The sequence below is a fragment of the Microbacterium sp. LTA6 genome (assembly GCF_045690355.1).
Lineage (GTDB): Bacteria > Actinomycetota > Actinomycetes > Actinomycetales > Microbacteriaceae > Microbacterium.
In genome coordinates this window covers 3,587,948-3,604,881 of sequence record NZ_CP147855.1, presented here as the reverse complement: position 1 = coordinate 3,604,881, position 16,934 = coordinate 3,587,948, and the positions used below count along the sequence as shown (strand labels likewise).

Annotated in this window: 20 protein-coding genes; 17 read left to right on the top strand and 3 right to left on the bottom strand. The window is 66.7% G+C overall.

Annotated features, from left to right (window positions below; translation table 11 throughout):
• The first annotated feature begins 42 nt into the window (after positions 1 to 42).
• Both dapB and LTA6_RS17285 read left to right on the top strand, forming a co-directional pair.
• Complete coding sequence (gene dapB, locus LTA6_RS17290; RefSeq protein WP_341975097.1) at positions 43 to 783, top strand: 4-hydroxy-tetrahydrodipicolinate reductase; 741 nt, start codon at positions 43 to 45, stop codon at positions 781 to 783.
• Positions 783 to 1,223, top strand: coding sequence for a hypothetical protein (locus tag LTA6_RS17285; RefSeq protein WP_341978448.1), 441 nt, complete (start codon positions 783 to 785; stop codon positions 1,221 to 1,223). Before dapB ends, LTA6_RS17285 begins: the two co-directional genes overlap by 1 nt.
• A gap of 1 nt (position 1,224) precedes the next feature.
• Here LTA6_RS17285 and LTA6_RS17280 read toward each other — a convergent pair whose 3' ends face one another.
• The 3 genes from LTA6_RS17280 to LTA6_RS17270 all read right to left on the bottom strand — a co-directional run bounded on the left by LTA6_RS17280 (position 1,225) and on the right by LTA6_RS17270 (position 2,746).
• Positions 1,225 to 1,650, bottom strand: coding sequence for an OsmC family peroxiredoxin (locus LTA6_RS17280; protein ID WP_341975096.1), 426 nt, complete (start codon positions 1,648 to 1,650; stop codon positions 1,225 to 1,227).
• Between the two features lie 82 nt (positions 1,651 to 1,732).
• On the bottom strand, positions 1,733 to 2,311 hold the full coding sequence (locus tag LTA6_RS17275) for a DUF4395 domain-containing protein (RefSeq protein ID WP_341975095.1): 579 nt from the start codon (positions 2,309 to 2,311) through the stop codon (positions 1,733 to 1,735).
• Between the two features lie 21 nt (positions 2,312 to 2,332).
• Positions 2,333 to 2,746 (bottom strand): thioredoxin family protein, encoded by a 414-nt coding sequence (locus LTA6_RS17270; RefSeq protein ID WP_341975094.1) that lies wholly within the window; start codon positions 2,744 to 2,746, stop codon positions 2,333 to 2,335.
• Between the two features lie 107 nt (positions 2,747 to 2,853).
• On the opposite strand from LTA6_RS17270, the gene LTA6_RS17265 reads away from it, so the two are divergent.
• The 15 genes from LTA6_RS17265 (at position 2,854) to miaB (ending at position 16,934) form a co-directional block, all read left to right on the top strand.
• Positions 2,854 to 3,663 (top strand): thymidylate synthase, encoded by an 810-nt coding sequence (locus LTA6_RS17265; protein ID WP_341975093.1) that lies wholly within the window; start codon positions 2,854 to 2,856, stop codon positions 3,661 to 3,663.
• Positions 3,660 to 4,136 carry a dihydrofolate reductase gene (locus LTA6_RS17260; RefSeq protein WP_341975092.1) on the top strand — a complete coding sequence of 159 codons (477 nt, stop codon included), beginning with the start codon at positions 3,660 to 3,662 and terminating at the stop codon, positions 4,134 to 4,136. Before LTA6_RS17265 ends, LTA6_RS17260 begins: the two co-directional genes overlap by 4 nt.
• On the top strand, positions 4,136 to 4,897 hold the full coding sequence (locus LTA6_RS17255) for an SDR family oxidoreductase (protein WP_341975091.1): 762 nt from the start codon (positions 4,136 to 4,138) through the stop codon (positions 4,895 to 4,897). Before LTA6_RS17260 ends, LTA6_RS17255 begins: the two co-directional genes overlap by 1 nt.
• A 50-nt stretch (positions 4,898 to 4,947) precedes the next feature.
• Positions 4,948 to 5,379 carry an EF-Tu/IF-2/RF-3 family GTPase gene (locus LTA6_RS17250; RefSeq protein ID WP_341975090.1) on the top strand — a complete coding sequence of 144 codons (432 nt, stop codon included), beginning with the start codon at positions 4,948 to 4,950 and terminating at the stop codon, positions 5,377 to 5,379.
• A 28-nt stretch (positions 5,380 to 5,407) separates the two neighbouring features.
• Positions 5,408 to 6,385, top strand: coding sequence for a 4-hydroxy-tetrahydrodipicolinate synthase (dapA, locus tag LTA6_RS17245; protein WP_341975089.1), 978 nt, complete (start codon positions 5,408 to 5,410; stop codon positions 6,383 to 6,385).
• A 68-nt stretch (positions 6,386 to 6,453) separates the two neighbouring features.
• Positions 6,454 to 8,130: a ribonuclease J gene (locus LTA6_RS17240; RefSeq protein WP_341975088.1), complete on the top strand. Its 1,677-nt coding sequence runs from the start codon at positions 6,454 to 6,456 to the stop codon at positions 8,128 to 8,130.
• 23 nt (positions 8,131 to 8,153) lie between these two features.
• Entirely contained in the window at positions 8,154 to 8,645 is a 492-nt protein-coding gene (locus tag LTA6_RS17235; protein WP_341975087.1) for a GNAT family N-acetyltransferase, read from the top strand.
• Between the two features lie 66 nt (positions 8,646 to 8,711).
• Positions 8,712 to 11,420 (top strand): DNA translocase FtsK, encoded by a 2,709-nt coding sequence (locus tag LTA6_RS17230; RefSeq protein ID WP_341975086.1) that lies wholly within the window; start codon positions 8,712 to 8,714, stop codon positions 11,418 to 11,420.
• Positions 11,420 to 12,013, top strand: coding sequence for a CDP-diacylglycerol--glycerol-3-phosphate 3-phosphatidyltransferase (gene pgsA / locus LTA6_RS17225; RefSeq protein ID WP_341975085.1), 594 nt, complete (start codon positions 11,420 to 11,422; stop codon positions 12,011 to 12,013). Before LTA6_RS17230 ends, pgsA begins: the two co-directional genes overlap by 1 nt.
• Positions 12,010 to 12,498 carry a CinA family protein gene (locus LTA6_RS17220; protein WP_341975084.1) on the top strand — a complete coding sequence of 163 codons (489 nt, stop codon included), beginning with the start codon at positions 12,010 to 12,012 and terminating at the stop codon, positions 12,496 to 12,498. The genes pgsA and LTA6_RS17220 overlap by 4 nt, the downstream gene beginning before the upstream one ends.
• 168 nt (positions 12,499 to 12,666) lie before the next feature.
• A complete protein-coding gene (locus LTA6_RS17215; RefSeq protein ID WP_102191905.1) occupies positions 12,667 to 12,975 on the top strand; it encodes a helix-turn-helix domain-containing protein in 309 nt (102 codons plus the stop codon).
• Between the two features lie 18 nt (positions 12,976 to 12,993).
• On the top strand, positions 12,994 to 13,218 hold the full coding sequence (locus LTA6_RS17210; protein WP_341975083.1) for a DUF3046 domain-containing protein: 225 nt from the start codon (positions 12,994 to 12,996) through the stop codon (positions 13,216 to 13,218).
• Positions 13,219 to 13,487: 269 nt separating this feature from the next.
• Positions 13,488 to 14,540: a recombinase RecA gene (gene recA / locus LTA6_RS17205; protein ID WP_341975082.1), complete on the top strand. Its 1,053-nt coding sequence runs from the start codon at positions 13,488 to 13,490 to the stop codon at positions 14,538 to 14,540.
• A gap of 2 nt (positions 14,541 to 14,542) precedes the next feature.
• The gene (locus LTA6_RS17200; protein WP_341975081.1) at positions 14,543 to 15,304 is read left to right on the top strand and encodes a regulatory protein RecX; all 762 of its coding nucleotides are present in this window, start codon (positions 14,543 to 14,545) and stop codon (positions 15,302 to 15,304) included.
• Between the two features lie 82 nt (positions 15,305 to 15,386).
• Positions 15,387 to 16,934 (top strand): tRNA (N6-isopentenyl adenosine(37)-C2)-methylthiotransferase MiaB, encoded by a 1,548-nt coding sequence (gene miaB, locus LTA6_RS17195; protein ID WP_341978445.1) that lies wholly within the window; start codon positions 15,387 to 15,389, stop codon positions 16,932 to 16,934.

Below are 16,934 nucleotides of genomic sequence, written 5' to 3'. Positions count from 1 at the left end.
GCCGCGCGGACGGCGAAGCATGCAGCGAAATAGACTGGACGCATGACCACGCAGGTAGCACTCGTCGGCGGAACAGGGAAGCTCGGCACGATCATCAACGGCGTGATCGACGAACTCGAGGGTTTCGAGGTCAGCCGTGTCCTGACTTCCGCGAGTGACCTCTCCGAGCTCGACGGTGCGGATCTTGTCGTCGATGCGTCCACCCCGCAGGTGAGCATCGACATCGTCCGCGCGTCGGTCGAACGCGGCATCAACGTGCTGGTCGCGACCTCCGGCTGGTCGTCGGAGCGGATCGCCCTGATCCGTCCCCTCGTGGAGGCCGCCGGCACCGGTGCTGTCTTCATCCCGAACTTCTCCCTCGGCTCGGTGCTGGGGTCGGCACTCGCTGCCGCAGCTGCGCCGTTCTTCGACTCGGCCGAGATCGTCGAGGCGCATCGGGAGACGAAGATCGACTCTCCCAGCGGTACCGCGGTCCGAACCGCTGAGCTCATCGCTGCAGCCCGCGCGGAGCAGGGGCCGGTGAGCGCCCCGCATGCCGACCAGCGTGCCCGTGGACAGCAGGTCGGCACCGTGCCCATCCACTCGCTGAGGCGCCCGGGCGTCGTTGCCAAGCAGGACGTGATCCTCTCCGGCCCGGGGGAGTCGCTGACGTTCACGCATGACACGATCGAGCCGGCGCTGGCCTATGCGCCCGGCATCCGCCTCGCCGTGCCGTTCGCTCTGAACGCCACCGGCGTCGTGGTGGGCCTGGAGAACATGATCGACATCGGCATCCGCTCGTGATGTCGCGCATCGGCGTGGGCCTGATGGGCGCCGCCCTGCTGCTCTACCTCGCGGTCGCGGTTTGGCTCGCGGTGATGTTCATCGCGGTCGGAACGCCGGTGTCTATCGGGATGGGTATCGCGCTCGTCGTCCTGGCGCCACTGGGCGCCTGGGCTCTGATCCGTGAGATGCAGTTCGGATTCGCCGCGGACCGGCTCGGACGGACGCTCGACGCCGAGGGCGGGATGCCGGAGGCGGAGACGGAACTCACTCCCAGTGGTCGCGTGGCTCGGGCGGATGCGGAGCCGCTGCTGGCCCGCTACACAGCCGAGGCGGACGCTGCGCCGGAGGAATGGCGCGCCCGCTACCGTCTGGGCGTGGTGCAGGATGCTGCCGGGCATCGCAAGGACGCCCGGGCCAGCATCCGCTCGGCGATCCGCTTGGAGCGGATCGCCCGGTAGATCAGGCCAGAGTCGCCTCGAGGGTGATCTCGATCGCCGCGAGTGCCTGAGAGACCGGGCAACCGGCCTTCGCGCCGTTCGCAAGCTCCTGGAACTTCTCCGGGGTGATCCCGGCGACCACGGCGTTCACGTTGAGGTGACTGCCGGTGATCCCGGTACCCGGCTTGAACGTCACGGAGGCCGTGGTGTTGAGACGCTCCGGCGGGGTGCCGTTCTCAGCCAGCATGTTGGAGAACGCCATGCTGAAGCAGGACGCGTGTGCGGCGGCGATCAGCTCTTCCGGCGTGGTCGTGGTGTCGCTGCCCTCGCTGCGGGCCTTCCAGTCGATCGGGAAAGTGCCGAGCTTCGACGACGAGAACGCGACGGTGCCCGACCCCTCGAAGAGAGATCCGGTCCAGGTGGCGGCGGCTTCACTGGTGACGGGCATGATTCCTCCGGTTCTCGCGCTCCCATGGGCGGTAGCGCTGTCTCGCCAGCCTATCGAGCGAGCACAGGGGAGGGAACCGGATTCAGGCGGCAGATGGTGCGCGGCCGACGACTCCGGCGCGCTGCAGCAGCAGATAGATCTGGCAGCCGAGGCAGAAGGCGAACGCGGCGTTGAAGAATGCGGCGATGAAGGCTGCGGCTGTGGCGATCGGCAGTGCCCAGGGCACCCCGGCCAGATGCAGAACCAGCCCGATACCGACCACGAAGAGGCCGACGCCCTGCGCGAACCGTGGGGGACGCGGGTCCTCCAGCTCGCTCGGCGGCGAGAGACGGGGGCGGATGGCGCGACGGAACAGCACGCCCCACGGCGCCGTCGTCGGGGAGACGACGCTCCACAGGAAGAGGAGCGCGATCACGAGGGTGAGCAGGAAGCCTGGATCGAGGGCGCGCTGGCCGATGCCGGCCGCCTGGATCGCCCAGTCGCCACCGGGTACGAACGTGGCGTCGGCGTTCGGTTGATAGGCGAACCAGCCGAACGCGGCCGGCCCTCTGGCGGTCGAGATCCCGATCAGTCCGAGGAATGTCGCGAGAAGCAGCAATGCTGCCGTGACGCTCGCGGCGAAGCGCGGACCGCGCGGGTCGATGCCTGCGGGAGTGGTCATCTCTGCTCCTGTCTGCGCGCCTCAGACGGCGGCGAGGGCCTCGGTGAGTGCGTGCCGGTGCGGCACGCCGTGGAAACGGGCGCGGACGCGCCCGGCATCGTCCACGAGGAACGTGGTCGGCGTCTGCAGCACCTTGTACCGCGCCGACAGGTCGGGGCGGTGCGTGAGGTCCACCTCGACGTGCCGGAGGCCGTCGTGGTGCTCGGCATAGCTGTGCAGCATCCGCCGCACATGGGGGCACCGCGTGCACATCTCGGTGCTGAACTGCACGAGCGTCGCCCTCGAGCCGCGCTCGGATTCGGAGACGTCGGCCGGGTGCAACCGCAGTTCCCCTGCATCCACCCGTCGTCCTTCGCGGCGGCGCAGCACCACACCGAGGAGCACGGTGAGCACGAGGAGTGCTCCCGCGACCGCGAGTGCGATTTCCGGCGACATGGATCGAGAGTACGACGCGGATCGGCAGGTGCGGGCCGTTGTTTCCGACCATGACGATCGCGCGCCCCGTGCCCCTCCTCCACACGGGTGCGGGTATCGTGGCAGTCATGAGCGCAGCCGTCCCGACGCCGTATGAAGACCTGCTCCGCGACGTGCTGGAGTCCGGCACGCACAAGTCGGATCGCACCGGCACCGGGACCACGAGCGTCTTCGGCCGGCAGATCCGCTTCGACCTCGCGCAGGGGTTCCCGCTGATCACGACGAAGCGCGTGCATTTCAAGTCAATCGCGTACGAACTGCTCTGGTTCCTCCGCGGCGATTCGAATGTGCGCTGGCTGCAGGAGAACGGCGTCACGATCTGGGATGAGTGGGCGGATGCCTCCGGCGACCTGGGCCCGGTCTACGGCGTCCAATGGCGCTCATGGCCGACGCCCGACGGAGAGAGCATCGATCAGCTCTCCGACGTCATCGAGCAGATCCGTCGCACTCCGGACTCGCGTCGGCTGATCGTCTCCGCCTGGAACCCGGCCGATATCCCGGACATGGCGCTCGCCCCGTGCCACGCACTGTTCCAGTTCTACGTCGCCGACGGCAAGCTCTCCTGCCAGCTGTATCAGCGCAGCGCCGATCTCTTCCTCGGCGTTCCGTTCAACATCGCCTCCTACGCGCTGCTCACGATGATGATCGCCCAGCAGGTCGGTCTCGAACCCGGCGACTTCGTCTGGACCGGCGGCGACTGCCACATCTACGACAACCACGTCGATCAGGTGCGCGAGCAGCTCACCCGCGACGCATACCCCTACCCGAAGCTGCGGTTCGCCCGCACCCCGGAGTCGATCTCCGACTACCGCTTCGATGACTTCGTGGTGGAGGACTATCAGCACCACGCGCCGATCCGAGCGGCGGTCGCCGTATGACCTGGGTCGGCCTGGTCTGGGCCGAGGCGGACGGCGGGGTCATCGGCGCCGAGGGCGGTATGCCGTGGCATGTGCCGGAGGATCTCGCCCATTTCAAAGAGGTCACCCTCGGCGCCCCGGTCGTGATGGGGCGGAAGACCTGGGATTCGCTGCCCGAGCGCTTCCGGCCGCTGGCCGGCCGGGAGAACATCGTGATCACGCGCCAGCAGGATTGGGCAGCGGACGGAGCGCGTCGCGCGGCGACCGTCACGGAGGCCGTACGCGGACAGGATCGTGTGTGGATCATCGGTGGAGCCGAGATCTTCCGACAGGTGATCGGCGATGCCGATCGGCTTGAGGTCACCGAACTCGAACTCCAGGTCGCCGGCGATGCGTACGCGCCATCGAAGGCCGGATGGCGACTCGTTGACGAGGGGGAGTGGCAGACCTCCCGCACCGGCGTCCGCTACCGCTTCCTGGGGTACGAGCGCTGATGCCCACCGCACTGATCACCGGGGCGAGCGCAGGGCTCGGGGCGGAGTTCGCCCGTCAGCTCGCGCGTCGTCAGGCGGATCTGATCCTCGTGGCACGCTCGGCCGAGAACCTGGAATCGCTGGCTTCCGAGTTGCGCAGTGCGCACGGTGTCGCGGTGGAAGTGGTGCCGGCCGATCTCACTGACGAGGCGGAGCTCGAGCGGGTGGCATCGCTGCTGACGGATGCCGACGCGCCAGTGGATCTGCTCATCAACAACGCTGGCTTCGGGCTGTCGTTGCGGTTCGCCGACAATGATCTCGCCGATGAAGTGCGTCACCTGCGTCTCCACGTCGAGGCGCCGATGCGCCTCACGCACGCCGCGCTGCAAGGAATGCGTGGTCGCGGAGGTCGGATCGTGAACGTGGCGTCCGTGGCCGCATTCATCCCGCGTTCGACCTATTCCGCATGCAAGGCATGGCTCGTCGGCTTCAGCCGCTGGGCGAATGTCGAATACGCGCGTGACGGAGTCACCGTCACCGCGCTGTGCCCTGGCTTCACGCACACCTCGTTCCACGAGCAGATGGGGCTGCCGCCGGGCCAGGAGGGGGTTCCCTCGTGGATGTGGCTGGATGCTCGAGCAGTGGTGCGACAGGGGCTCCGCGACGCTGCGCTCGGACGATCGGTGTCGGTGCCGTCGTGGCGCTACAAGGCGATCGTCGCCCTCACCCGAGTGCTCCCGGCGTCGTTGCTCGCCGGCGCCGGCCGCCGCGGTCGCTTCTGAGCTCGAGCAGGGCGAGCGGTCGAGGCGGGGCATTCCCTAGGATCGACCGCATGGGCTGGTTGTTCGGGAAGAAGCGCGATCCACAGGATGCCGGCGAGATTCTCCGCCGCTACAACGAGGCGGAGGCCGCTCGACTGACGGCCATGGTGGAGGGCGTCGCCGTCGAGGCGAGACCAGCGAGTCCGGTGTTCTCCCCGTCGCAATACACGTCCGGAGGGGAACTGGCGGTCGAGGATGTGTTCACGATCACGGGCCGAGGAATCGTCGCGACCGGAACAGTCTCCGCTGGCACCGTCCGCGTCGACGACACCGTCGTCATCCTTCGCCGCGGCGCCGAGCACGCGGTTTCCCGCATCGCGGCCGTAGAGCTCTTCGGCAAGCGGTCGAGCGAAGCATCCGAGGGCGTGAATGCCGGGCTTGTGCTGAGCGGGAAGGTCAGCGTCGCGCGCGGTGACGTGATCAGGGTCGTTCCGTCTGGGTGAGCGGCATCCGAAACGATACGCTGGGACCATGACGCACTCGGGTAATCCATTCGGACAGGTTCTCGTCGCGCTCGTCACTCCGATGACGGCCGACGGCGAAGTCGACTGGCCCGCGGTCGAGAAGCACATCGATGACGTCATCACCGCGGGTGCGGACGGCATCGTCGTGACGGGAACGACCGGCGAGACCTCGACCCTGACCGACCCTGAGAAGCTCAAGCTCGTCGAGGTCGGCAAGTCCGTCGCCGCCGGACGCGCGAAGATCATCACCGGGGGCGGGTCGAACGAGACGGCCCACGCGATCGAGCTCTACAAGGCCAGCGAGAAGGCCGGCGCGGACGGCATCATGATCGTCACGCCGTACTACAACAAGCCCACCCAGGCCGGCATCCTGACGCACTTCCGCATGGTCGCGGACGCGACCGACCTGCCGGTGATCCTCTACGACATCCCGGGTCGCACCGGTGTTCCGATCAAGTACGAGACGATCATGCGCCTGGCCAAGCACCCCAACATCCTCGCCGTGAAGGACGCCAAGGGGGACTTCTCCGAGGTCAGCCGCGTGCTCAATCAGACCGACCTGATGTACTTCTCGGGTGACGACGCCAACGTGCTTCCGCACCTCTCGATCGGCGCAGCCGGTCTCATCGGCGTCACAGCGAACGTCGCCGCGGCCCCGTACCGTGCCATCGTCGACGCGGTGAACCGTGGAGACCTGGCCGCCGCCACGGCCGAGCACAAGCGCCTCGAGCCGCTCGTCCGTGCGGTCATGACCCACGTTCCGGGCACCGTGGCTGCGAAGTACATCCTGCACGGCCTCGGCCGCATCTCCAGCCCGCGCGTCCGCCTGCCTCTCGTGGGGCCGGAGGAGTGGGAAGCCGCGCTCATCGAGGACGAACTCGACCTCGTGAACGATGTGCCCGGTGCCGACTTCTCCAACTTCCGCCCCGACCGCAACGCGGCTGCGGGCGGCGCACTTCCGAAGGTGCACGGCACCACGCGCTGAGACATCGGGCGCTGAGACGCGCCCTCATGAACGAACGGACGCGCACAGCGTCCGAAAGAGGAGACAGCATGTCCATCCCCGTCGCAGAACCCGCACCGCTCGCAGAAGGGACGTTGCGCGTCATCCCGATCGGTGGGCTCGGCGAGATCGGCCGCAACATGACCGTCTTCGAATACGACGGCAAGATCCTGATCGTCGACTGCGGCGTGCTGTTCCCCGAGGAGCACCAGCCCGGTGTCGATCTGATCCTGCCCGACTTCGAGCCGATCCGGGATCGCCTCGACGACATCGTCGGGGTCGTCCTCACGCACGGCCACGAAGACCACATCGGCGCCGTCCCGTACCTGCTGCGTCTGAAGAGCGACATTCCGCTGATCGGATCCGGGCTCACGCTCGCCCTCGTCGAGGCGAAGCTCAAGGAGCATCGGATCAAGGCCTTCACCCTCACCGTCAAGGAGGGGGAGCGCGAGCAGGTCGGTCCGTTCGACCTCGAGTTCGTCGCGGTCAACCACTCGATTCCGGATGCTCTGGCGATCGCCATCCGAACGCCGGCCGGTCTCGTGCTCGCCACCGGCGACTTCAAGATGGACCAGCTCCCGCTGGACGGACGGATCACCGACCTTCGCGCATTCGCCCGCCTCGGTGAGGAGGGAGTCGATCTGTTCCTGGTCGACTCCACGAATGCCGACGTGCCAGGCTTCACCCCCACGGAGCGCTCGATCGGACCGGTGCTCGATCAGGTGATCGGCAAGGCTCCTCGCCGTGTGATCGTGGCGAGCTTCTCCAGCCACATCCACCGCGTGCAGCAGGTGCTCGATGCTGCAGCCGCGCACGGTCGCCGGGTCGCGCTGCTCGGGCGGAGCATGGTCCGGAACATGACGATCGCCGCAGACCTCGGGTACCTGACAGTGCCGGACGGCGTCCTGATCGACTACAAGAAGGCGCGCGACCTCCCGGACGACAAGATCGTCTTCATGTCGACGGGATCGCAGGGCGAGCCGATGGCGGTGCTCAGCCGCATGGCGAATCGCGATCACGCGATCGAGGTGGGCGAGGGTGACACGGTCATCCTGGCGTCCAGCCTGATCCCCGGCAACGAGAACGCGGTCTACCGCGTCATCGACGGTCTCACGCGACTCGGCGCCAACGTGGTGCACAAGGCCAATGCCAAGGTCCACGTCTCCGGCCACGCCGCCGCGGGCGAGCTGATCTATTGCTACAACATCCTCAAGCCGAAGAACGTTCTCCCCGTGCACGGCGAGTCCCGGCACCTCTACGCCAACGCGAAGCTCGCGCAGGAGACCGGGATCCCGGAAGAGCGCACGTTCATCGCCGCCAACGGCACGGTGATCGACCTCAAGGACGGCGAAGCCAGGGTGGCCGGCCAGCTGGACATCGGCTTCGTGTACGTCGACGGCTCCACCGTCGGTGAGATCACGGATGCCGACCTGAAGGATCGCCGGATCCTGGGTGAAGAGGGATTCATCTCTGTGATCGTCGTGGTCGACGCCAGCACCGGCCGAATCATCTCCGGACCGGAGATTCATGCACGCGGCGTCGCCGAGGACGACTCGGTGTTCGATGACATCACACCGAAGATCATCGCGGCGCTCAAGGAGGCATCCGGCAACGGCGTGCACGACACGCATGCGCTGTCGCAGATCATCCGGCGCACGATCGGTCGCTGGGTGAACCAGAAGCTGCGTCGTCGGCCGATGATCGTGCCGCTCGTCATCGAGGCGTAACACGAGGTCGCTACACTCGCCGCATGTCCGCGTTCCGCGTTCGTCCAGCAGCGGTGTCCGATGGCGGGTTCCTCGCCGAGATGGTCGTCGAGGCTGCCAACTGGCAGCTCGACGACGTCCGCCCGAGGCATGAGGTGATCGCCAGCGCAGAGTACCGCCGATATCTCTCGGGATGGATGCGCCCTGGAGATGCCGGCTTCCTCGCGGTGGACGAGTTCGAAGAGCCCATCGGGGCGGCGTGGTATCGGACCCTGCCGCGCAGCGATCCCGGCTTCGGATACGTCGGCACCGGGATTCCCGAGCTCATCATCGGGGTGCGGCCGATCTGGCGAGCCAGGGGAGTCGGGCGTGCTCTGATCCGCGAGGTCGGCGTTCACGCTCGTGCGGCCGGCTATCGCCTGATCAGCCTGAGCGTGCAGCAAGGCAACCATGCCGCAGCCCTGTATCGTTCCGAGGGTTTTGCCGTGACCGAGAGCGGTCCGGTCCGCGACATCATGGTGAAGCGCCTCGGTTGAGCGGAGAATCCGCGGAAAGCCGCGTCATTACGCGGAAACGTCGGTGCCGGGACGTAGCGTGAGTGCATGGCCAGGAGCACCACGAAATCCGAGCGCGCGTCTACGAGCGCATCGCCTCGCCCGAAGCGGCAGGCGGCTCCGAAGGCTCAAGCCGCGCCCAAGAAGTACATCGACGCGATCGACAAGCCTCCGGTGGCTGTACGCGCGTGGATCGGGCTCGCCCACGGCGTGGGCGGGCTGTTCCGCGCGTTCGGACCGGAAAACCTCGAGAAGGACGACCGTCGCGACGGCTTCCCCTTCCTGCTCGTGCTGCTGGCGGCCGCCGGCGCGGTGAACGAGTGGTTCTTCATCGGCAACGAGGTCGCGGCGAACATCAGCGCCTTCTCGGTCGGTGCACTCATCGGCCGTGCCGCGTTCGTGATGCCGGTGCTGCTGCTCCTGCTCGCCGGCTGGCTGTTCCGGCATCCGTCCTCCGTGCACGACAACGGGCGCATCGGGATCGGATTCGGGCTCTTCATCCTTTCGCTTGCGGGCTTCTGCCACGTCGCAGGCGCCCGTCCCCAGCCCAAGGAGGGGATGCTCGCCATCAGCGAGTCCGGCGGGCTCTTCGGATGGATGCTGGGTGAGCCGCTCGCCTTCCTGAGCCCGGTCGTCGCCTACATCGTGCTGTCGCTGCTCGCCGTACTGAGCGTGCTGATCCTCACCAAGACGCCCCCGAATCGCATCGGCACCCGTCTCGGCGACCTGTACGCCTGGATGTTCGACGCCGAGCGCCCCGAGAAACCCGCGAAGAACGCGGCGGCGATCGATGAAGATGACAAGGTCGACGATCCGGATGTGCTGCCGTGGTGGCGCCGGAACAAGACCGGTCGTGAAGAGGATCCCGACGAGGGAACCCTCGGCTCCGACGACATCACGGCACTGCTCTCCACCACGGACGTCACTCCGGCGTACGACCAGGCCGTGATCGTCGCCGATCCTTACGACGCCGCCACCGAAGTGCTCTCGGACGTGCGCTCCGTCACTGATGCCCTCGCCGAGCAGCAGACGACGGCTCTGCTCGACGACGCCTCTGACACCGGCGAACAGCCTGAGCTTCCTGGTCTCGACGGCTTCGGCACCGCGGGACCGGGGGAGCGGGGTCCACAGGCACCGGTCGCCCCCTACATCCTGCCCTCGCCAGGTGTGCTCAGCGAAGGGCCGCCCTCTGTGGTGCGTTCCGAGGCGACCGACAAGGTCATCGAGCAGATCACGAACGTGCTCACCCAGTTCAAGGTCGACGCCAAGGTCACCGGCTTCTCGCGCGGTCCGACGGTGACGCAGTACGAGGTCGAGGTCGGCCACGGCGTCAAGGTCGAGAAGATCCTCCAGCTGAGCAACAACTTCGCGTATGCGGTGGCCTCGAACGATGTGCGCATCCTCTCGCCGATCCCCGGCAAGAGCGCGATCGGCATCGAGATCCCGAACGCCGACAAGGAGATGGTCGCGCTCGGCGACGTCCTGCGATCCCCGGCGGCGCAGAAGAGCACGCATCCGATGACGATCGGCGTCGGCAAGGATGTCGGCGGAAACATCGTCATCGCGAACCTCGCCAAGATGCCGCACCTCCTGGTCGCCGGTTCCACCGGCTCGGGAAAGTCCAGCTTCGTGAACTCGATGATCACGAGCCTGTTGATGCGCGCCCGGCCGACGGATGTGCGCATGGTGCTGATCGACCCCAAGCGCGTCGAGCTCACCAGCTACGCCGGTGTGCCGCACCTGATCACGCCCATCATCACGAACCCCAAGAAGGCCGCCGAAGCGCTGCAATGGGTCGTGAAGGAGATGGACATGCGGTACGACGACCTCGCGTCGTTCGGCTTCCGCCATATCGACGACTTCAACCGCGCGGTGCGCGCCGGCGAGGTGGAGGTGCCGGTCGGCAGTGAGCGTGTACTCAAGCCGTACCCGTATCTGCTGGTCGTCGTCGACGAGCTCGCCGACCTGATGATGGTCGCTCCTCGTGATGTCGAGGACTCGATCGTCCGTATCACCCAGCTCGCCCGTGCCAGCGGCATCCACCTCGTCCTCGCCACGCAGCGACCGAGCGTCGACGTCGTCACCGGTCTGATCAAGGCCAACGTGCCCTCTCGACTCGCGTTCGCCGTGACCAGCGTCACCGACAGCCGTGTCATCCTCGACAGCCCCGGCGCAGACAAGCTCATCGGGCAGGGCGACGCGCTCTTCTCGCCGATGGGGTCGTCCAAGCCGTTCCGCCTCCAGGGCGCCTGGGTCGATGAGAAAGAGATCGAAGCGGTCGTCAAACACGTCACCCGCCAGGCGCGGCCGGAGTACCGCTCCGACGTGCAGGAGACCGTCGAGCACAAGAAGAAGGACGTCGACGAGGACATCGGCGACGATCTCGAACTGCTGCTCGCCGCCGCAGAACTCATCGTCTCGACGCAGTTCGGCTCGACCTCGATGCTGCAGCGCAAGCTCCGGGTCGGCTTCGCCAAGGCCGGACGCCTGATGGATCTGCTCGAATCCAGAGAGATCGTCGGCCCGTCCGAAGGGTCGAAGGCCCGAGATGTGCTGGTGACAGCCGAGCAGTTGGCGGATGTCATGGCCAAGCTCCGCGGCGACGACGCGCCGTCTGCTCCTGCACCCGCTGTTCCGGCTCCTGCCTCAGGCTTCCGGGAAGTCGATCCTGTCGAAGCGCAGTTCGCAGGCCTGCCGGTCGTCGAATCCGAGGGCGACGGCGACGAAGACGCCTGGGGCCTGACGGGTCGCGACTGATGGCGATTCCCCGGCAGCTGCCGAACGCGATCACGATCGCCCGCATCCCCCTTGCGGTCGTCTTCTTCGTCCTGCTCCTTCTCGGCGGCACGTACGGCATCCCCGATCTCGCCCTTCGGTGGACGGCGGCGGTCCTCTTCATCGTCGCGATCTCGACCGACTGGGTCGACGGCTACCTGGCGCGCAAGTACGACATCGTCAGCGACTTCGGCAAGCTGTGGGACCCGATCGCCGACAAGCTGCTCACCGGTGCCGGATTCATCGGCCTCGCGGTGCTCGGCGAGCTCGGTGAGTTCGGCTGGTGGTTCGTCGTGATCATCCTCGTCCGGGAGTGGGGCATCACGATCCATCGCTTCATGGTGGCGAAACAGCACATCGTCGCCGCAGCGTGGATGGGCAAGCTCAAGACCGCGGTGCAGGGCGTCGCGCTGTCGTGGGCGCTGCTCCCGCTGCACGTGCTGATCGGCCTCGACATCTGGGTTCTCATCACGGCGGTGCTGATGGCCGCCGTGCTGGTCCTGACGGTGGCCAGCGGTGTCGACTACATCGTCGCGCAGGTCCGCGGTGGTCGCCAGGACCAGCAGACCTCATGACGACGGCGAACGCCGCTGCGCTTCTCGAGGTGCTGCGGGCGCGCGCGCTGAGTCTCGGCGTCGCCGAGTCCCTGACGGGTGGCGCGATCGCGGCGGAGATCGTGTCCGTGCCCGGCGCTTCCGATGTCTTCCGCGGAGGCATCGTGGCCTACGCCACTCCGGTCAAGCACACGCTGCTCGGGGTCGACGCCGAGCTGCTCGAGGAGCATGGACCGGTGCATCCCCAAGTGGCGCTGCAGATGGCTGACGGCGTGCGTCGTGCGCTCTCGGTCGCAGGGTTTCCGGCGGACGTCGGCATCGCGACCACCGGTATCGCCGGACCGGATTCGCCGGACGGTCAACCGGTGGGTACGGTGCACATCGGCGTCGTCGCTCCCGGGATCAAGATCTCCCGAATGTTCGTCTTCGAGGGGGACCGGGCGGCCGTTCGCCAGCAGTCGGTCGACGCCGCGCTCTCGTCCGCGTTGGCCGTGCTCCGGGAATAGCAGTCATCGGATCGCTGTTGTCGATGGTGTGCGGCTCACACCACGTCCCTTGTCAAGGTCCTTCACAACGAAACCACAGCGAGAAACAGTAGATTTAATGGAGTCAGGTCGGGTTAGACTGGCGATCCCTCGGAGGATTCCGGGGATGGCGATGGAGAGGGGGTTCTGATGATTCTTGTTCGACAGGAAATCGGCGATGTGCTCAGGGACTTCCGCCTGCAGAAGGGCCGTACCCTTCGTCAGGTAGCGGGCAAAGCCTCGGTAGCACTCGGTTACCTCAGTGAGGTCGAGCGCGGGCAGAAAGAGGCGTCCAGCGAGATCCTCGCGTCCGTCGCCGATGCACTCGATGTGCCGATCTCGACGATCATGCGCGAAGTAGGCGATCGCATCTCGGTCCTTGAGGGAATCCAGGTCTTCCCGGACGTCGTCCCGGACGACCTCGTTGCATCGATCGAGCCGCAGCTCTCCCTCCACTGAGTCGACGCCGGAACCTCGATGCGTCGCAGTGAGTTTCTTCGCGCCGTCGAAGGCGAGTTCTCGGGGCGCGCTTCGTCGTTGCTGAACGATCTGGTGCTCACCGCTCTCGGTGGCCGGACGGCCCTGGAAGCGCTCGATCTGGGGCTGCCACCGCGTGACATCTGGCTCGCTCTTTGCGAGGAGATGGATGTGCCGCCGGAGCGCCGCTACGGCGCCGGCCGTCTGGAGCCGCGCAAGCGCTGACTCGATCTCGTTCTGATCCATGCGTGCGGGCGACGACGTTCCGATTGCGGCGTGTCGTCGAATATCTGTTCGAAGCGGGCGTAGTCTTCTGCACAGATGGTTTCGAGACTTGTCTCTCCACAGTTCGCGGGTTCGCCGACACGATGTCGGAGGCCCCTCCTACGGTGAAGACATGGCTCAGAGCCATACGCCTTGTCGGAGAGTTCGTCCCAGCCGGGTCGGCCGCGACAGCCTACAGGCGGCACCACGCGAGCAGAAGGAAGCACATCATGCCATCACCCGCCGACCGCGAGAAGTCCCTGGAAACAGCCCTCGCTCAGATCGACCGGCAGTTCGGAAAGGGCTCGGTCATGCGGCTGGGCAGCGATGACCGCGCACCCGTCGCCGTCATCCCCACCGGCTCCATCGCCCTCGACGTCGCCCTCGGAGTGGGCGGCCTTCCGCGTGGCCGCATCGTCGAGATCTACGGCCCTGAGTCGTCCGGTAAGACGACGCTCACGCTGCACGCGATCGCCAACGCGCAGCGCGCAGGCGGCATCGCCGCCTTCATCGACGCCGAGCACGCGCTCGACCCCGACTACGCGGCGAAGCTCGGCGTCGACATCGATGCCCTTCTCGTCTCGCAGCCCGACACCGGAGAGCAGGCGCTCGAGATCGCCGACATGCTCGTGCGTTCCGGCGCCATCGACCTCATCGTCATCGACTCCGTGGCGGCGCTTGTGCCTCGTGCCGAGATCGAGGGTGAGATGGGCGACTCGCACGTGGGTCTGCAGGCTCGCCTCATGTCGCAGGCGCTGCGCAAGCTCACCGGTGGCCTGAACCAGACCAACACCACCATGATCTTCATCAACCAGCTGCGTGAGAAGATCGGCGTCTTCTTCGGATCGCCGGAGACGACTGCCGGCGGCAAGGCGCTGAAGTTCTACGCATCGGTGCGGCTCGACATCCGTCGTATCGAGACTCTGAAGGACGGCACCGACGCTGTCGGAAACCGCACCAGGGTCAAGGTCGTGAAGAACAAGATGGCTCCGCCGTTCAAGCAGGCCGAGTTCGACATCCTGTACGGCATCGGCATTTCCCGTGAGGGAAGCCTGATCGACTTCGGCGTCGAGCACGGCATCGTGAAGAAGTCGGGCTCCTGGTACACATACGACGGCGACCAGCTCGGTCAGGGCAAGGAGAATGCGCGCACGTTCCTCCTCAAGAACCCTGACATCGCTCTGGCGATCGAGACTCAGATCAAGCAGAAGCTCGGTATCGGTGCGGCGGCGCCGGCGGCTGCTGCTGCGGCAGACGAGCTCGCAGAGCGTCGACCGGCCTGATCATGATCGGTGAGAACGGGGGCGAAGCGGGCGGAATCGTGGATCGTCTCGCCCCCGTCATTCCGCTCTTCGGCGCGAAGAGAGCGTCGGAGGCGTCTTCCGGAGGGCGAGACCAGGGCGCGCCGAGCGATCGGCATCCCGCTCGCGGCACCGCAGAGCGGCACACGGCTCCGCGTCTGCGGGCATTGCACCCACACGCGGATTCGGGAGAGGGAACATCCGACGCCGAGGGTGCGGAGAGTCAGACCCCTGATCCTGAGGAGACCCGGAAGGTCGCCGAGGAGGCGCTGGTTCGAAAACTGCGCACCAGATCGCTCTCGGTCTCCGAGTCCCGAATTGTGCTGAAGGGATATTCGCTCGAGTCTTCGCAGATCGACGACGTGATCGACGACTTCTGCCGGCGCGGGTACCTGGATGATGCGATCCTCGCCGGACACCTCGTCATCTCCGGTGTCGAACGGAAAGGATTGGGGCGGGTGGCGCTGTCTCGAGCACTCGCGCAACGGGGCATCCCGCGCGACGTCATCGCAGCGGCGCTCGACGAGGTTCCAGACGATGACGACGAACGCGCGTTGGACTTCGCCCGTACGAAGGCGCGGTCATTGTCGCGCCTCGATCATGACACCGCCCTTCGCCGGCTCGTCGGGCAGCTGTCCCGGCGGGGGTACAACGGCTCGGTCGCGATGAAGGCCGCACGCACCGCGCTGACCGAGGCGTCGTTCGGGCAGCCCTCCTCCGGTGTGCGGTTCGTGGATTCGGACTGAACACCTTTCATTCAGTCGGCGCGCACGGAGCGGCATCGTTCGCAGGGCTTCTACGTCGGAGCGCTCGTACAATGGGATGACCATGACTATCCCGCGCAGCGAACCGACGATCATCAGCGCTTCGTCGGCGGCCATTGACGTCGACGGCCGACAGCGATCCTACGAAGTGCGCACCTTCGGGTGCCAGATGAACGTGCACGACTCGGAGCGGCTCTCCGGATCCCTGGAGAGCGCTGGGTACGTGCGCGCTGTCGACGGCGCCGAGGCCGATGTCGTCATCATCAACACCTGCGCGGTGCGCGACAACGCTGCGGGCAAGCTCTACGGCACTCTCGGGCACCTCGCGTCGGTCAAGCGTCGCAAAGATGGCATGCAGATCGCTGTGGGCGGCTGTCTGGCTCAGATGGACAAGCAGGCCGTGCTCGACAAGGCGCCATGGGTCGACGTCGTCTTCGGCACCCACAACATGGGTTCTCTTCCCGGCCTGCTCGAACGCGCGCGCCACAACGGTGAAGCCGAGCTCGAGATCCTGGAGTCGCTCGACGTCTTCCCGTCGACGCTGCCGACCAAGCGGGACTCGGCGCACAGTGGTTGGGTGTCGATCTCGGTCGGCTGCAACAACACCTGCACGTTCTGCATCGTGCCGAGCCTGCGTGGCAAGGAGAAGGACCGCCGCCCTGGCGACATCCTGAACGAGATCCGCCTCCTCGTCGACGACGGAGCGATCGAGGTCACCCTCCTCGGACAGAACGTCAACTCGTACGGCGTCGAGTTCGGTGACCGCCACGCATTCGGAAAGCTCCTGCGTGCCGCCGGCGAGATCGACGGCCTGGAGCGCATCCGGTTCACGAGCCCGCATCCCGCGGCCTTCACCGACGACGTGATCGACGCAATGGCCGAGACCGAGGCCGTGATGCCGCAACTGCACATGCCGTTGCAATCGGGCAGCGACCGCATCCTGAAGGCGATGCGCCGCTCGTACCGCAGCGAGCGGTTCCTCGGCATCCTCGACCGCGTGCGCGAGCGCATCCCGCTGGCGTCGATCACCACCGATATCATCGTGGGCTTCCCCGGCGAGACGGACGAGGACTTCGAAGACACCATGCGCGTCGTCGAACAGTCGCGGTTCTCCGGGGCATTCACCTTCCAGTACTCCATTCGTGAGGGCACCCCCGCGGCGACGATGGAAGATCAGGTGCCGAAGGAGATCGTCCAGGAACGTTACAACCGGCTCATCGCCCTGCAGGAGCGCATCTCACTCGAGGAGAACCAGAAGCAGGTCGGTCGCGAGGTCCGGGTGCTGGTGTCGACGGGCGAGGGCAAGAAGGACGCGGAGACGCACCGTCTCACCGGTCGGGCCGAGGACAACCGCCTCGTGCACTTCGAGGTGACTCCGGGCTCCGACCTCCCTCGTCCCGGTGATGTCGTCACCGTGACGATCACCCACGCCGCGCCGTTCCACCTGCTTGCTGACGACCCGACCGGAAAGCCCCTGCAGATCCGCCGCACGCGCGGCGGCGACGCGTGGGATCGCTCGCAGTCCGAATCTTGCGCGGTTCCCGCCCCGTCCGGCGACGGAGCTCCCCGCGCGGTCGTGCTCGGACTGCCCACGCTCCGCATCGGTGTCTGA

Bases quoted from the DNA above. Each gene is read 5' to 3' on its own strand.
- dapB (WP_341975097.1), top strand. From the start codon at position 43: ATGACCACGCAGGTAGCACTCGTCGGCGGAACAGGGAAGCTCGGCACG.
- LTA6_RS17285 (WP_341978448.1), top strand. From the start codon at position 783: ATGTCGCGCATCGGCGTGGGCCTGATGGGCGCCGCCCTGCTGCTCTAC.
- LTA6_RS17280 (WP_341975096.1), bottom strand. From the start codon at position 1,650: ATGCCCGTCACCAGTGAAGCCGCCGCCACCTGGACCGGATCTCTCTTC.
- LTA6_RS17275 (WP_341975095.1), bottom strand. From the start codon at position 2,311: ATGACCACTCCCGCAGGCATCGACCCGCGCGGTCCGCGCTTCGCCGCG.
- LTA6_RS17270 (WP_341975094.1), bottom strand. From the start codon at position 2,746: ATGTCGCCGGAAATCGCACTCGCGGTCGCGGGAGCACTCCTCGTGCTC.
- LTA6_RS17265 (WP_341975093.1), top strand. From the start codon at position 2,854: ATGAGCGCAGCCGTCCCGACGCCGTATGAAGACCTGCTCCGCGACGTG.
- LTA6_RS17260 (WP_341975092.1), top strand. From the start codon at position 3,660: ATGACCTGGGTCGGCCTGGTCTGGGCCGAGGCGGACGGCGGGGTCATC.
- LTA6_RS17255 (WP_341975091.1), top strand. From the start codon at position 4,136: ATGCCCACCGCACTGATCACCGGGGCGAGCGCAGGGCTCGGGGCGGAG.
- LTA6_RS17250 (WP_341975090.1), top strand. From the start codon at position 4,948: ATGGGCTGGTTGTTCGGGAAGAAGCGCGATCCACAGGATGCCGGCGAG.
- dapA (WP_341975089.1), top strand. From the start codon at position 5,408: ATGACGCACTCGGGTAATCCATTCGGACAGGTTCTCGTCGCGCTCGTC.
- LTA6_RS17240 (WP_341975088.1), top strand. From the start codon at position 6,454: ATGTCCATCCCCGTCGCAGAACCCGCACCGCTCGCAGAAGGGACGTTG.
- LTA6_RS17235 (WP_341975087.1), top strand. From the start codon at position 8,154: ATGTCCGCGTTCCGCGTTCGTCCAGCAGCGGTGTCCGATGGCGGGTTC.
- LTA6_RS17230 (WP_341975086.1), top strand. From the start codon at position 8,712: ATGGCCAGGAGCACCACGAAATCCGAGCGCGCGTCTACGAGCGCATCG.
- pgsA (WP_341975085.1), top strand. From the start codon at position 11,420: ATGGCGATTCCCCGGCAGCTGCCGAACGCGATCACGATCGCCCGCATC.
- LTA6_RS17220 (WP_341975084.1), top strand. From the start codon at position 12,010: ATGACGACGGCGAACGCCGCTGCGCTTCTCGAGGTGCTGCGGGCGCGC.
- LTA6_RS17215 (WP_102191905.1), top strand. From the start codon at position 12,667: ATGATTCTTGTTCGACAGGAAATCGGCGATGTGCTCAGGGACTTCCGC.
- LTA6_RS17210 (WP_341975083.1), top strand. From the start codon at position 12,994: ATGCGTCGCAGTGAGTTTCTTCGCGCCGTCGAAGGCGAGTTCTCGGGG.
- recA (WP_341975082.1), top strand. From the start codon at position 13,488: ATGCCATCACCCGCCGACCGCGAGAAGTCCCTGGAAACAGCCCTCGCT.
- LTA6_RS17200 (WP_341975081.1), top strand. From the start codon at position 14,543: ATGATCGGTGAGAACGGGGGCGAAGCGGGCGGAATCGTGGATCGTCTC.
- miaB (WP_341978445.1), top strand. From the start codon at position 15,387: ATGACTATCCCGCGCAGCGAACCGACGATCATCAGCGCTTCGTCGGCG.